Genomic DNA, 12,385 nt, shown 5'->3' on the forward strand with positions numbered 1-12,385 from the left:
ACACCCGCTTCGGCGGGCGGAGTCCGTGACGGCCTAGGACGCCATGGAGAACCGGTGCCGGGCGGAGAACTCGGCCAACCGCTCCCGTTCCCGCGCATCGAGGTCGCCGTAGGCGTGGACCACGACACGTTCCAGCACGTCCGTCTCCAGCTGTCCCAGCAGGGTCTCCAGACCGTCCCACAGGCAGTCGGCGAGCGGACGGTGCGGCAGTCCGAGGTCGACCGCGACGGACTCCGGGGCGGGGAGACGGACCATGGCGAGAAGGGGCGGCTCGGCGCCGCGCGGGCCGAGCCACAGGCCGGCCGGGGTCACCACCACCTCGCAGTCCTCACCCGAGAGGGCAGCCGGCAGCCGCGACTCCGTCACGCGCGGGGACCGTACCCTCCCGGCGGTCGCGGGTGAGCAGACCATGGTGCGGGCGAAGGGACGCCACACCGGCCGGCCGCCGGCGTCGACCATGCTCAGCTCCACCGTGGCGTCACCCGCCGAGGCCCCCGTCGGCGCGTCCCCGTCGGTGCCGACCGGGGCGCCCACGGCCACCTGGACGTCACGGTCCAACAGGTCCGCCAGCTCCTCCCCGAGCCGGGTCAGCGGCTGTCCGTCGAGCGACAGCAGCCGCAGGTCCGCGCACACCGGTTCGGGCAGGGCGGCCATCACCACGGCGAGGGCTGCGGCGGGGACCTGGGGGGAGGCCAGAATCAGCTGCGGCCGGTCGCGCTCCGGGGGGATGGCGTGCGGCCGGGTGTGGGCCGTGACAGGCGCCGGGCCCGCGGGCCGGACGGCGAGCCCGGCCGGGACGGGCTCGACCACATGACCGGCGATCGTCTGCCGGCCCACCCGCCGCACGGCCGTCTCCCACTCCGGGACCGGCAGATGACTGCTCACCCGCCGGGCGTCCGTGCCGGGGGAGAAGTGCCACCAGCCACCGGAGGCGCCCGGAAGGTCGGGGGAGAACAGCGCCCCGTCCGCTGTGACCAGTGCGGTTCCGGCCGTCGCCAGGACGTCCAGCCCCCAGCGTTCGCAGATCGTCCTGGCCGCCGACGGCCGCCCGCCCGCTCCGTGGGCGCCCGCGGACATCACCAGCGTCAGCAGCCGCACCTGCGCGTCCCGGATCGAGTCCAGGCTCGGCGTCAACCACGCGCTCAACGCCTCGGCGTCGTCCTCGTGCAAGGGCGCCCCGACCACCACGACGGCCTCGCCCGGGCGGGCGGGGGAGAGCCGCCCGGCCAGCTCGGTGAGCCACCGCGGTGGCTGGTCGCCGGTGTGGACGAGGTGGACTCGGTCGCCGGCCCGCGAGACCGTCGGGGACGACGCGGTGTCGGGGTCGTGTTCGGTCACCGTATTGCTCCCACTGGGACGACGGTCACATGTGATGGACCGGATCCAGGCCGCAGCATGCACATGTGTGATGACGCGCAAGAGTCTACGCGGAATGCACACGTGTCCAAATTGTCTCCGCTATCGGGAATCGGGTACTGCGGCGAGGTGTTAGCGACGTGTGAGTGACGGGCCGTGCGGCGGCCCCGCATGTTTGCACACTTCGTCTTCCGCTCCCCGCTCAGAGAGGCTCACCCCTATGGACTCCGTGACCGGCACCCTCGTGGACATCGTCACCGCTGACGGCATCGCCGACGCCTATGTGGCGCACCCGGACGACGGGCAGGCCCACCCGGGCGTGCTCATGTACCAGGACGCCTTCGGGGTGCGTCCGCATCTGAAGGGCATGGCCGACCGGCTGGCGGCCGCCGGCTACACGGTTGTCGTTCCGAACGTCTTCTACCGGCACGGACGTACCCCGGTCGTCGAGCTCCCCGAGTTCATCGACATGGAGGCCCGGCCGGACATCGTGGGGAAGGTCGTGCCGCTGATGCAGGCGCTCACCCCCGAGCTGACGGAGCGTGACGCCGGGGCTTATCTGGCGTGGTGCGCGAACTCGCCGCTGGTCACGGACGGGCCCGTGGGCATCACCGGATACTGCATGGGAGCCAGGCTCGCGCTGTACACGGCCGGCACTCACCCGGACCGGGTCGCCGTGGCGGCCGGATTCCACGGCGGCGACCTGGCCAGTGAGGCGCCGGACAGCCCTCACCTGCTCGCCGACCGCATCACCGCCGAGCTGTACTTCGCGCACGCCGACGAGGACCCCTCGATGCCCGAGGAACAGGTGCGCCGACTGGAGAAGGCCTTCGCCGACGCGGGTGTCCGGCACCGCTGCGAGGTCTACGCGGGCGCGCATCACGGCTACACCCAGTCCGACACGGCCGCCTACGACCCGGCGGCGGCCGAACGGCACTGGACGGAGCTGCTGGCCCTGTTCGGCCGCGTCCTCTGAGCGGGGGCGGGACGGTGGGCGCCGGTCGGACGAGACCGGCGCCGGCACAGTCGTAGCCGACATCGGAAATCGGGCGGTCTCGTGCGGTCGGCGGGCCGGAGCTCAGCGGCCGTCCCGGAGGCCGGGGCGTGCCGGGTCGATGCGGACGGTCGCAGCCCGGGCCTGCGGGTTCGCGACGAGGGCGTCGGCGACCGCGCCGTACTTGGTGCGGAAGGCGGCGTCGAGTCCGGCGGGTGGTTCGACGTCTCCGGCCGTGAGCAGGACCTCGCGGCTCACGGCGCCCACCCTGACTGTTCCGCGGCCGTGTTCGCGCGCGGCCCGGTACCAACGGGAGCGGACGCCGCGGTAGGCGCGGACATACAGTTCGCCGTCGACGACGACCATGCCGACCTCCACGCCGGTGCGCTCGGAGTCGCCCGCGGTCAGCACTAGGGAGTAGGTCTCGGAGAACAGGGATCGGTCCTCGGGTGTCCAGGCGGTCATCGGTTCACCGCCTCGGTGTCGGTGGCCTCCGCGGTCCAGGAGGCGAGGATGCGCAGCGCGTCGTGGGATCGGCTGCCGGTCTCGGCGGTCAGGACCATCAGGCGCTGTCCGGAGCCGTCGGGGCTGGCCCAGGTGTCGCAGTCCAGCGTGAGGTCGCCCACCAGAGGGTGGCGGTACCGCTTGGTGCCGTAGGCGGCGCTGCTCACCTGGTGTTCGGCCCACCAGGTGCGGAAGTCGGCGTCCCGGACGGACAGTTCGCCGACCAGGCGGGCCAGTTCCGGGTCGCCCGTGTCGGCCGCGGCCTCCAGACGCAGGGCGGCCACCGCGTCGCGGGCGTCGTGCTCCCAGTCCGGGTGCAGCTCCCGTATCGCCGGGTCGGTGAAGAGCAGCCGCAGATAGTTGCGCTGGTCGGCCGGGAGGGCGGCGAAGTCGGTGTAGAGGGCCGCGGCGGCCTGGTTCCAGGCCAGGATGTCGAGGCGTTTACCGAGGACGAGGGCGGGAGTGTGGGTGAGCTGGTCCAGCAGGCGCCGCATGGCGGGGCGCAGACGCTGGGGTGCCCGGCGGCGGCGTGGCCGCTTGTCGGCGCGTCCGGCGAGTTCGTAGAGGTAGCGCTGCTGGTCCTCGTCGAGGCGCAGGGCGCGGGCCAGGGTGCTGAGCACGGAGGCGGAAGCGCGGACGCGGCCCTGTTCGAGGCGGGTGTAGTAGTCCACGCTGATCGCGGCGAGGGCGGCGACCTCCTCGCGCCGCAGCCCCGTGACCCTGCGGGCGGAGTCCGTCGGGGGCAGACCGCACTCCCGCGGGTCGAGCTGCGCCCGGCGGGCCCGCAGGAAGGCACCGAGGTGGGAGTCGGGTGTCGGTTTCATGTTCTCCAGTGTGCTGCGGCCACCGCAGGCGCGGCATAGGTGTGAGGGGGCAGGTTCCTTCCCAGGCAGAAACCTGCCTCTCCCGCGAACGGGACGGACGACGGATGGTGGATGTGTGCCCGGCGGAGACCGGGCGCTTCCGACCTAGTCCGTCACGAAATCCAGGAGTGTTCGCCATGGCCAGGACCCGCGTCAGCTTCGACAGCGCCGGCATCGAGATCGCCGCACACCTCTACACCCCCGACGTTCCGGCCGTCGGTCCCCGTCCGGCGCTGGTCGTCGGCCACCCCGGCACCGGCGTGAAGGAGCAGACGTCCGGCACCTACGCACAGCTGATGGCCGAGCGCGGATTCGTCACCCTCGCCTTCGACGCCGCCTACCAGGGCGAGTCCGGCGGGCTGCCGCGCGGGCTGGAGGACCCCGCCCAGCGCATCGAGGACTTCAAGGCCGCCGTGTCCTATCTGACCACCCGCGAGGAGGTCGACGCCGACCGCGTGGGCCTGCTCGGCATCTGTGCCTCCGGCGGCTACTCGCTGGCCGCCACGGGCGGCGACCACCGCGTCAAGGCCGTGGCGACGGTGAGCACCGCCGAACCGGCCCGCCAGTTCCGCTTCGGTGCCGACGGCTCCCAGGACCCGGCCGTCTTCCAGGCCCTCCTGGACGCTGCCGCCCAGGCCCGCACCCGCGCCGCCCGCGGCGAGGACGCCGGCGTGCTGACGATGTTCCCCGACACGGCCGAGGAGGCAGGCGCCTTGGGGGGCGAGCACGGCATCGAGGGCTGGGAGTACTACTGCGGCGCCCGCGGCTACCACGAGCGCTCCGCGAAGTTCCTCACCTGGGACAGCGTCGACAAGATGGCCTCCAGCGACGTCTTCCGCTCGGTTCCCCTCATCGGTCCCCGGCCGATCCTTCAGATCATCGGCGAGCGCGCGGTGACCGCCTGGATGGCGATCGAGGCCCACCAGGCCGCCACCGGCCCCAAGGAGCTCCACCGCATCCCCGGCGCCAGTCACGTCGACCTCTACGACAAGCGCGAGTACATCGACCCGGCCGTCGACAAGCTCGCCGACTTCTTCACCAGCAACCTGGACAAGTGAGCGACGGCTGTCGTCACGTGGCCTGCAGAGGGCCGGCGAAGGACTTGCGCAGCGACCCGGGGGCGGCGAGGGGGAGCAGGGCGGCGAGCATCTTGCCCTTCAACGTCGCGGGCTGCCGGGTCAGTTCGACGTCGACCCGGGTGCCTTCGCCCTCCGGGGTCATCCGGAAGACCCAACCCCCGCCCGGGCCGAAGAGCTTGGAGTCGAGCGTGGTGATGGTGACCGTGTCACCGGCCGGCTCCCACTCGTAGCGGGCCCGCTCCCAGGCCGCGGAGGTTCCCTCGGTGACCTCGGCCCAGGTGTCGCCGAGGTCGTGGACCTCGAAGTGTGCGGCGTCGATCGTGGGCCAGGCCTCGGCCCGTGCGGGGCTGAAGTCGGTGAGCACCTGGAGCACGTCCTTCGGGCCGAGCCGGGAGACGAGGTGGAAGCGTACGACTGTCATGGGAAGTGTCCTCACCGAGAAGTAACCGTTCTGGCTGGTGACGAGAGCTTCCCAAGGGCTGCCGTCACCTGTCAAGGTGGTTACTCTTGAAAGGTGGTCAGGCCCTGCCCCAGGAGGTCACGTGAGACATGTGTTTCCGTGCGGAGTACCCGCACTCGACTTCGTGGGTACCCTCCATGAGCGGCGGACGCCGGTTCCCGTCGAGCGGCTCGGCTCCCCCGCGCTGCTCGACTCCTGGTTCGTCCAAGCCGGGCTGCTCGACCGCCACCCCGGCTCCGACCGGGCCGACCTGCGCGCGGCGCTGGAACTGCGGGAGGCGATCTACGCCCTGGTCAGGGCCGGACTCACCGGCCGCGCCCTGCCCGTCACGGCGGTGATCACGGTGAACCGGCAGGCAGCCGGGGTGCCGGTGGTGACGCGTCTGGGCGTCGCGGGCGCCAGTCGTTCCGGGGGAGCCGCCCAGGCCCTCACCGACCTCGCCCGCCAGGCCGTCGAGATCCTCGCCGGGGGCGACGCGGCGCTGCTGCGCGAGTGCGGGCGCCCCGACTGCACCCATGTCTACCTCGACCGCTCCCGGGGGCGCCGACGCGAGTGGTGTGCGATGCGGACCTGCGGCAACCGCGTCAAGGCGGCTGCGCTGCGGGCACGTCGACGGGCGTGACACACATGTGGCGGGGATGGGCCCGTCGTACGGAACCGTCCCCGCCGGTTTCACGCCCCCGACGTCATCAGCTGCGGTTCTCGGCCTGGAACATCCAGCTCTGCTTCTCCAGGTCCGCGGTCAGGCCGATCAGTAGATCCTCGGTCACCGCGTCGGCCGGACCGGTCGTCTCGATGCGCTCCCGCACCCGGCCGATCACCGCGGAGAACGCCTTGACCAGCGCCTCCACCGCGTCGACGTCCTTGGTCCAGCCCGGCGCGTACTCGGGCAGCCCGCTGGTGGCGGCGATGGTGCCGGCCCGTCCGTCCGGGCTGATCCCGAGCGCGGCGGCGCGTTCGGCCACCGTGTCGGCGTACTCGCGGGCGGTGGTGACCACCTCGTCGAGCTGCAAATGGATGGAGCGGAAACGCGGACCGTACAGGTTCCAGTGCGCCTGCTTGGCCACCAGGGAGAGGTCGAGCAGGTCCACCAGGGTCGCCTGGAGGGCGGTGCCCACGATCTCTCGTTCCTTGTCCGGCAGTGGGCTGTTGATGACTGTCATGGGTGTGCGGTTCCTTTCCGGATTGTCGCCAGCGTCCCCATTGTCGAAGCCGCTGTCCTGCCGTGGATCAGTCGTTTGACTGCCGGTCGGCATGACCCATACAAGACGAAAAGACCCATATATGGTGACCATGGAGAGGCTGAAGGAACCGTGTCGCGGTCAGTCGGCCCGGCGACGCCGCCCGGCGAGGCGCGCCACCCGTACGGCTGTCGTGCGCAGAGGCCGGCTTTCCGTCCGCCGAGCACACCCGGTGGCCCGCGGAGGCGGAGGTGGCGCCGAGACGCCGCATCCGCAGGTGTACGGCACATTCGCCGATCTCCGTGATCGGGCTCTGGAGGGGGGACGCCACCGCAGCCCTCACCCCCGGCGAGCGAGCCCTGCTCGGGGAGTGGCTCGACCGGCCGACGCACGGCAACTGACCGGCCGGGCACGTCGGTTCCCCGCGTCGGATTCGCGGCCGCCCTCTCACCGCGATACCGGACGTGCCGCGCCCCCGCCCGGCGGCGACCCGGACAGCCTCGGCGTCACCCGCCCCGCCGGCCCGCGGCAAGGCCCGCGTCGCCCCGCACGCCCCTGCTCACCCGTGTTCCGCGCCCGGAACTGCGATAGCGCGCCCATCCGGCATCGCGTCACCACCTTGACAGGTGACGAATCGAAGGCGCAAGCTGGTAGTGGCCCCGGCTGACGGGGTCCTTTCACGAACGACGAAGTGGAGGCTCCCATGAGCCAGGAAGCCACGATGGACACCGCCGCGGCGGCCCGGCGCGCTCGCTTCGGCAAGCTGCCCGAGCGCATCCGGTACGAGAACATGACGGAAGCGGTGCAGCCCCAGCCGAACGGCGGGGCGAACACCTCGCCCGGCGAGACGGCCGCGTATCGCACCTTCTCGTGTCTGGCCCTCGACCTCGGGCTGTAGCCAGGCTCGTAGCCAAGTCGGAAGCCTCAAAAAGCCCGCACCCCCGGCCCTGTCCGGAAAGAAGGGGGTGCGGGCTTCCCCGCGTCCGGGCGGAGCGCGCGACTCACTCCCGCTCATGAACCCGGCATATCCGGCAGTCGTCCGACCCAGCGGCCCCGCCGTCCCCCCACCACCCACGCAGTCATTCGACGGATGTGTGTGCAATGCATGTTCCCGAACACTGATCAGGTACGCGCTCACACCTGACGAAAGGCAACCCGCATGGTCACCTTCGCCGACCACGTCATCGCCTCGCTCAAGGCCTCCGGGGTCCACCGTCTCTACGGTCTGCCCGGTGACTCCCTCAACGGGCTGACGGACGCGATACGCCGGGACGACGCCGTCGACTGGGTGCATGTGCGGCACGAGGAGAGCGCGGCCCTCGCGGCGGCGGCCGAGTCCGGGCTGACCGGCGAGCTCAACGTGTGCGTCGGCAGCTGCGGCCCGGGCAACCTGCACCTGATCAACGGCCTCTACGACGCCCAGCGCAGCCGCGTCCCGGTCCTGGCCATCGCGGCCCAGATCCCCGGCAGCGAGATCGGCTCCGGCTACTTCCAGGAGACCCGCCCGCAGGAGCTGTTCGCCGAGTGCAGCGTCTACGCCGAGGTCGTCACCAGCGCGGAACACGGCCCGCGCATCCTGGAGACGGCGATGCGGGCGGCCGTGGAACGCAGGGGAGTGGCGGTCGTGGTCGTCCCCGGCGAGATCTTCCTTGCCAAGACCGGCCGGACCCTCGCCCCCACCGTCGTACGCCCGGCCCGGACCGTCGTGCGCCCGGACGACGAGGCACTCGCCCAGGCCGCCCGCCTGCTGAACGCCGCCCAGCGGGTCACGATCCTCGCGGGCGCGGGCGCGGCCGGTGCCCACGACGACCTGGTCCGGCTCGCCGAGACCCTCAAGGCCCCCGTCGTGCACGCGCTGCGCGGCAAGGAGTTCGTGGAGTACGACAACCCGTACGACGTCGGCATGACCGGACTGCTCGGCTTCGCCTCCGGCTACAAGGCGATCGAGGAGGCCGACACCCTGCTGATGCTGGGCACCGACTTCCCCTACCGGCAGTTCTATCCGCAGGGCGCGAAGGTGATCCAGCTCGACCTGCGCGGCGAGCAGATCGGCCGCCGCACCCATGTCGACCTGCCCCTGGTCGGCAGCGTCCGCGACACCCTGCCCGCGCTGCTGCCGCTGCTGTCCGCCAAGACGGACAAGCGCGCCGTCGACCATCTCGACCACGCCCGCGCCCACTACGCCCGCACCCGCGAGTCACTCGACGCGCTCGCCGTCAACGACCGCGAACGCACCCCCATCCATCCGCAGTTCGTGGCCCGCACCCTGGACCGGCTCGCCGCCGAGGACGCCGTCTTCACCGTCGACGTCGGCTCCCCGGTGGTGTGGGCGGCCCGCTATCTGACCTTCAACGGGCGTCGGCGGCTGCTGGGTTCGTTCAACCACGGCACGATGGCCTGCGCCCTGCCCCACGCCGTCGGCGCACAGGCGGCGTACCCGGGCCGCCAGGTGGTCTCGCTGTCCGGCGACGGCGGACTCACCATGCTCCTCGGCGAGCTGTTCACCCTGAGGCAGAACCGGCTGCCCGCCAAGATCGTCGTCTTCAACAACGGCTCGCTCAATTTCGTCGAGTTGGAGATGAAGGCCGCCGGCATCGTCAACTACGCGACCGAGCTGGACAATCCTCAGCTCGCCGAGGTCGCCGCCGCGATCGGGCTGTGGGCCCGCAGGGTCGAGCGGCCCGGCGACCTGGAGGACGCGCTGAAGAGTGCCTTCGCCCACGAGGGCCCGGCGCTGGTCGAGGTGATGACAGCGCGACAGGAGCTGTCCGTGCCGCCCGCGGTCTCGGTGGAGCAGGCCAAGGGCTTCACCCTCTACGCGATCCGCACCGTCCTCTCCGGCCGCGGCGAGGAACTGCTCGACCTGGTGAACACGAACGTCGCCCGCCGCATCCTGCGCTGAGCCCACCCGCCTGAGAGATCTGCCGAGGCGAACCCATCAGGTCATGGTTGCCTCAAGCAATGAAATAGGAGAGACATGTGGCCGACAGAGCCCAGTACGAGGAGCTGACGCGCCGGCTGAGCGCCGTCGGTGCCGTACGACGACAACTGGACCGGAGCCTGCCGGGCGGCTGCTCCAGCGTGACCGCCATGGTGCTGGCGCTGCTGGACCGCCACGGCGACCTGCGCATCGGCACACTCGCGGAACTGCTCGCCGTCGACATGTCGGTCACCAGCCGCCAGGTGACACACCTGGCCGAACGGGGCTGGATCGACCGCAGCCCCGACCCCGCCGAACGGCGCTCACGCATCCTGCGCCTGACCCCCGAGGGCCGTAGCCGTCTCACCGAACTCTCCGACCGCACCGCCGAGTTGCTCGCCCTGCGGCTGAGCGACTGGAGCGAGGAGGACATCAACCGGCTGACGTCGCTGCTGTCCCGGCTCCGGGCGAGCTTCGACGACGCCCCCGCCCCTGCCCCCGCAGTCACTTCATAAGGACGAGATACCCCATGACAACCACCCCCAGGACCGGCGCCCCCGCCGACCCGGCACAGGTGGCGGACGACGCCGTACCGATGACCCACCCGCAGATCATGCGGGCGCTGTCGGGGCTGCTGCTCGGCCTGTTCGCCGCCATCCTGTCCTCGACCGTCGTCACCAACGCGCTGCCCAGAATCATCGGCGACCTCGGTGGCGGCCAGAGCGCCTACACCTGGGTCGTCACCTCCTCTCTGCTGGCGGTCACCGCCTCCACGCCCCTGTGGGGCAAGCTCGCGGACCAGTTCAGCAAGAAGATCCTGGTCCAGTCGGCGCTGATCGTGTACGGCGTCGGGTCGCTCGTCGCCGGTCTCGCGCCGAACGCGGCCACGCTGATCGCCGCACGGGTCATCCAAGGTCTGGGCGGCGGCGGTCTGTCCGCGCTGTCCCAGGTCGTCCTGGCGGCGATGATCGCCCCACGACAGCGGGGCCGCTATTCCGGCTACCTCGGTGCGACCTTCGCCGTCGCCACCGTCGGCGGCCCACTCCTCGGCGGTGTCATCACCGACACCAGCTGGCTCGGCTGGCGGTGGTGCCTGTTCGTCGGCATCCCCTTCGCGCTCGTCGCCCTGGTCGTGCTGCAACGGACGCTCAACCTCCCGGTGACCAAGCGCCAGGTGAAGGTCGACTGGACCGGCGCGTTCTTCGTCACCGCGGCCGTCTGCACCCTGCTGATCTGGGTCACCTTCGCCGACGACAAGTACGCCTGGCTGTCGTGGCAGACGTACACGCTGGTCGGTGGCTCGCTCGTGCTGGCGCTGGTCTTCCTGTTTGTCGAGACGCGGGCCAGTGAACCGATCATCCCGCTGCGGCTGTTCCGCAACCGCACCATCACCCTTGCCTCCATCGCCTCGATGTTCACCGGCGTCGCCCTGTTCGCGGGCACCGTCTTCTTCAGCCAGTACTTCCAGCTGGCCCGCGGCGAATCCCCGACCAGGTCCGGCCTCATGACGATCCCGTTCATCACGGGCCTGTTCATCGCCTCCACCGTCTCCGGCCGGGTCATCACCCGCACCGGGAAGTGGAAGGGCTGGCTGCTGACGGGCGGTGTGCTGCTGACGGCCGGCCTGGCGCTGCTGGGCATGCTCCGCCATGACACCCCGTACCTGTTCATCGCGCTGTGCATGGCGCTGATGGGCCTCGGCGTCGGGATGACCCTCCAGAACCTGGTGCTGTGCACGCAGAACCAGGTGTCCCCGAGCGACCTGGGCGCCGCCTCCTCCACGGTGACCTTCTTCCGGTCCCTCGGTGGCGCGGTCGGCGTCTCGGTGCTCGGCTCGGTCCTCACCACCCGGATCGGCCACTACGCGCGCGAGACCATCACCCGGCTCGCACCGCAGGATCAGGCGACCGCGGCGAAGACCTCCGGCAGCGGCCAACTGCCCGACCTGGCCCTGCTCCCCACCCCGGTCCGCACCTGGCTGGAGAGCGCCTACGGGCATGCCATCGGCGACATCTTCATGTACGTCGCCCCGGTCGCCCTGATCGCGTTCCTGGTCACCCTCTTCATCAAGGAAGTCCCGCTGCGCGCCTCGAGCGGCCTGGTCCAGGCGGCGGCCGCCCGCACCTCCGCACAGCCAACCGCCCCCGCCGAAGGCACCGGCACACCCCGCACACCCGGTTCCTGACCCCGGACGCGGGATCGCCGTACCTCGGACATCACGTGTTCCGCGGTACGGCGATACGGAGGTACGGCGCTCCTCATCCCGTGGTCGCGGAGCCGCGGTCGCACGGGTCGGAGGTCAGCGGTACGGCGCTGAGGACGCTGCGTCCGGCGGAGTTCTGGACCGGCCAGGCGTCGCAGAGCGCCCCACCGCCTGCCTCGTGGCCACGCAGCACAAGGAACCGTTGGTCGGCCTGCCGCTCCAAATCCAGACCGAGACCGGTGGCCGGGACGGCGAAAAGGTCGGTGAAGTAACGGCGCGCATAGTCGGAGCCGACCGTGCCGGGCGTGAACAGCCGCTGGAAAGAGGCGGGGTCCTGCACGCGGACGGCCCTCGCCGCGTCGGCACGCAACGCGTCGGCGTCGGGTGCCCCGGGGGCGGCGAGGCGGTGCTGGGTCAGCAGACAGCCGCAGACCACGGCCAGCCATACGCAGACGCAGCCGAGCACCGTCCAGGTCCAGGGAATTCTCGGCACACGCGGCATGTCACAGCTCCCAGAGGTCCCGGCCCCGCGCGGGCGTGGAGAAGCGGTGTCACCGGGCGCCAGCCCTCACAGAGGCGCCCGGTGACACCTGCCGCGGCCCCATGTGTCCCCGACGGACCGCGGCGTATCCGGGGGAGGCCATCTCATATGTTTCTCGGCTCCACCGCGTCCTTCGATGGAGCGAACCCCATGTTTCTCGTCGAGTGGGTGTGTGGGTTCCCCTACAGGCGGGGTTCTCTTTGCGTGAGTGATACACAAAGCGTAGGGCTCCCCCTATGGTCCGGTGGTGAGGCGGTCGGCATGCTGGAGGGCATGCGCATCAA

The 12,385-nt window shown here is 71.3% G+C and carries 13 protein-coding genes; 7 read left to right on the forward strand and 6 right to left on the reverse strand.

All coding sequences use genetic code 11. The features are described from left to right. Positions 1–33: 33 nt before the first annotated feature. A complete protein-coding gene (locus ACIOHP_RS47280) occupies positions 34–1,338 on the reverse strand; it encodes a hypothetical protein (protein ID WP_401897661.1) in 1,305 nt (434 codons plus the stop codon). Between the two features lie 238 nt (positions 1,339–1,576). On the opposite strand from ACIOHP_RS47280, the gene ACIOHP_RS47285 reads away from it, so the two are divergent. Further along, positions 1,577–2,332 (forward strand): dienelactone hydrolase family protein, encoded by a 756-nt coding sequence (locus ACIOHP_RS47285; RefSeq protein ID WP_401897663.1) that lies wholly within the window; start codon positions 1,577–1,579, stop codon positions 2,330–2,332. Positions 2,333–2,434: 102 nt separating this feature from the next. Here the strand turns inward: ACIOHP_RS47285 and ACIOHP_RS47290 are convergent, their stop codons facing one another. Both ACIOHP_RS47290 and ACIOHP_RS47295 read right to left on the reverse strand, forming a co-directional pair. Beyond that, complete coding sequence (locus tag ACIOHP_RS47290) at positions 2,435–2,815, reverse strand: DUF2255 family protein (RefSeq protein WP_401897665.1); 381 nt, start codon at positions 2,813–2,815, stop codon at positions 2,435–2,437. Then, positions 2,812–3,678, reverse strand: coding sequence for a helix-turn-helix domain-containing protein (locus tag ACIOHP_RS47295; protein ID WP_401897666.1), 867 nt, complete (start codon positions 3,676–3,678; stop codon positions 2,812–2,814). Before ACIOHP_RS47295 ends, ACIOHP_RS47290 begins: the two co-directional genes overlap by 4 nt. A 176-nt stretch (positions 3,679–3,854) precedes the next feature. Between ACIOHP_RS47295 and ACIOHP_RS47300 the strand changes: the two genes are divergently transcribed. Continuing rightward, positions 3,855–4,775 (forward strand): alpha/beta hydrolase, encoded by a 921-nt coding sequence (locus ACIOHP_RS47300; protein ID WP_401897668.1) that lies wholly within the window; start codon positions 3,855–3,857, stop codon positions 4,773–4,775. 13 nt (positions 4,776–4,788) lie between these two features. Here ACIOHP_RS47300 and ACIOHP_RS47305 read toward each other — a convergent pair whose 3' ends face one another. Then, positions 4,789–5,217: a hypothetical protein gene (locus ACIOHP_RS47305; protein WP_401897670.1), complete on the reverse strand. Its 429-nt coding sequence runs from the start codon at positions 5,215–5,217 to the stop codon at positions 4,789–4,791. Positions 5,218–5,338: 121 nt separating this feature from the next. Between ACIOHP_RS47305 and ACIOHP_RS47310 the strand changes: the two genes are divergently transcribed. Continuing rightward, the gene (locus ACIOHP_RS47310) at positions 5,339–5,878 is read left to right on the forward strand and encodes a CGNR zinc finger domain-containing protein (RefSeq protein WP_401897672.1); all 540 of its coding nucleotides are present in this window, start codon (positions 5,339–5,341) and stop codon (positions 5,876–5,878) included. Between the two features lie 67 nt (positions 5,879–5,945). Here the strand turns inward: ACIOHP_RS47310 and ACIOHP_RS47315 are convergent, their stop codons facing one another. Then, positions 5,946–6,419, reverse strand: a complete 474-nt coding sequence (locus ACIOHP_RS47315; protein WP_401897675.1) for a Dps family protein — start codon at positions 6,417–6,419, stop codon at positions 5,946–5,948. A 721-nt stretch (positions 6,420–7,140) separates the two neighbouring features. Here ACIOHP_RS47315 and ACIOHP_RS47320 point away from each other — a divergent pair. The 4 genes from ACIOHP_RS47320 to ACIOHP_RS47335 all read left to right on the forward strand — a co-directional run bounded on the left by ACIOHP_RS47320 (position 7,141) and on the right by ACIOHP_RS47335 (position 11,542). Beyond that, the gene (locus tag ACIOHP_RS47320) at positions 7,141–7,335 is read left to right on the forward strand and encodes a hypothetical protein (RefSeq protein ID WP_401897678.1); all 195 of its coding nucleotides are present in this window, start codon (positions 7,141–7,143) and stop codon (positions 7,333–7,335) included. Between the two features lie 261 nt (positions 7,336–7,596). Beyond that, positions 7,597–9,339 (forward strand): ubiquinone-dependent pyruvate dehydrogenase, encoded by a 1,743-nt coding sequence (gene poxB / locus ACIOHP_RS47325; RefSeq protein ID WP_401897680.1) that lies wholly within the window; start codon positions 7,597–7,599, stop codon positions 9,337–9,339. Positions 9,340–9,416: 77 nt separating this feature from the next. Then, entirely contained in the window at positions 9,417–9,872 is a 456-nt protein-coding gene (locus tag ACIOHP_RS47330) for a MarR family winged helix-turn-helix transcriptional regulator (RefSeq protein ID WP_401897681.1), read from the forward strand. An 80-nt stretch (positions 9,873–9,952) separates the two neighbouring features. Further along, positions 9,953–11,542: an MDR family MFS transporter gene (locus ACIOHP_RS47335; RefSeq protein ID WP_401897689.1), complete on the forward strand. Its 1,590-nt coding sequence runs from the start codon at positions 9,953–9,955 to the stop codon at positions 11,540–11,542. Positions 11,543–11,615: 73 nt separating this feature from the next. Here the strand turns inward: ACIOHP_RS47335 and ACIOHP_RS47340 are convergent, their stop codons facing one another. Next, positions 11,616–12,062, reverse strand: coding sequence for a hypothetical protein (locus ACIOHP_RS47340; protein WP_401897684.1), 447 nt, complete (start codon positions 12,060–12,062; stop codon positions 11,616–11,618). Positions 12,063–12,385: the final 323 nt, after the last annotated feature.

Origin of the sequence: Streptomyces sp. NPDC087859 (genome assembly GCF_044742595.1) — a bacterium.
GTDB classification, from domain to species: domain Bacteria; phylum Actinomycetota; class Actinomycetes; order Streptomycetales; family Streptomycetaceae; genus Streptomyces; species Streptomyces canus_F.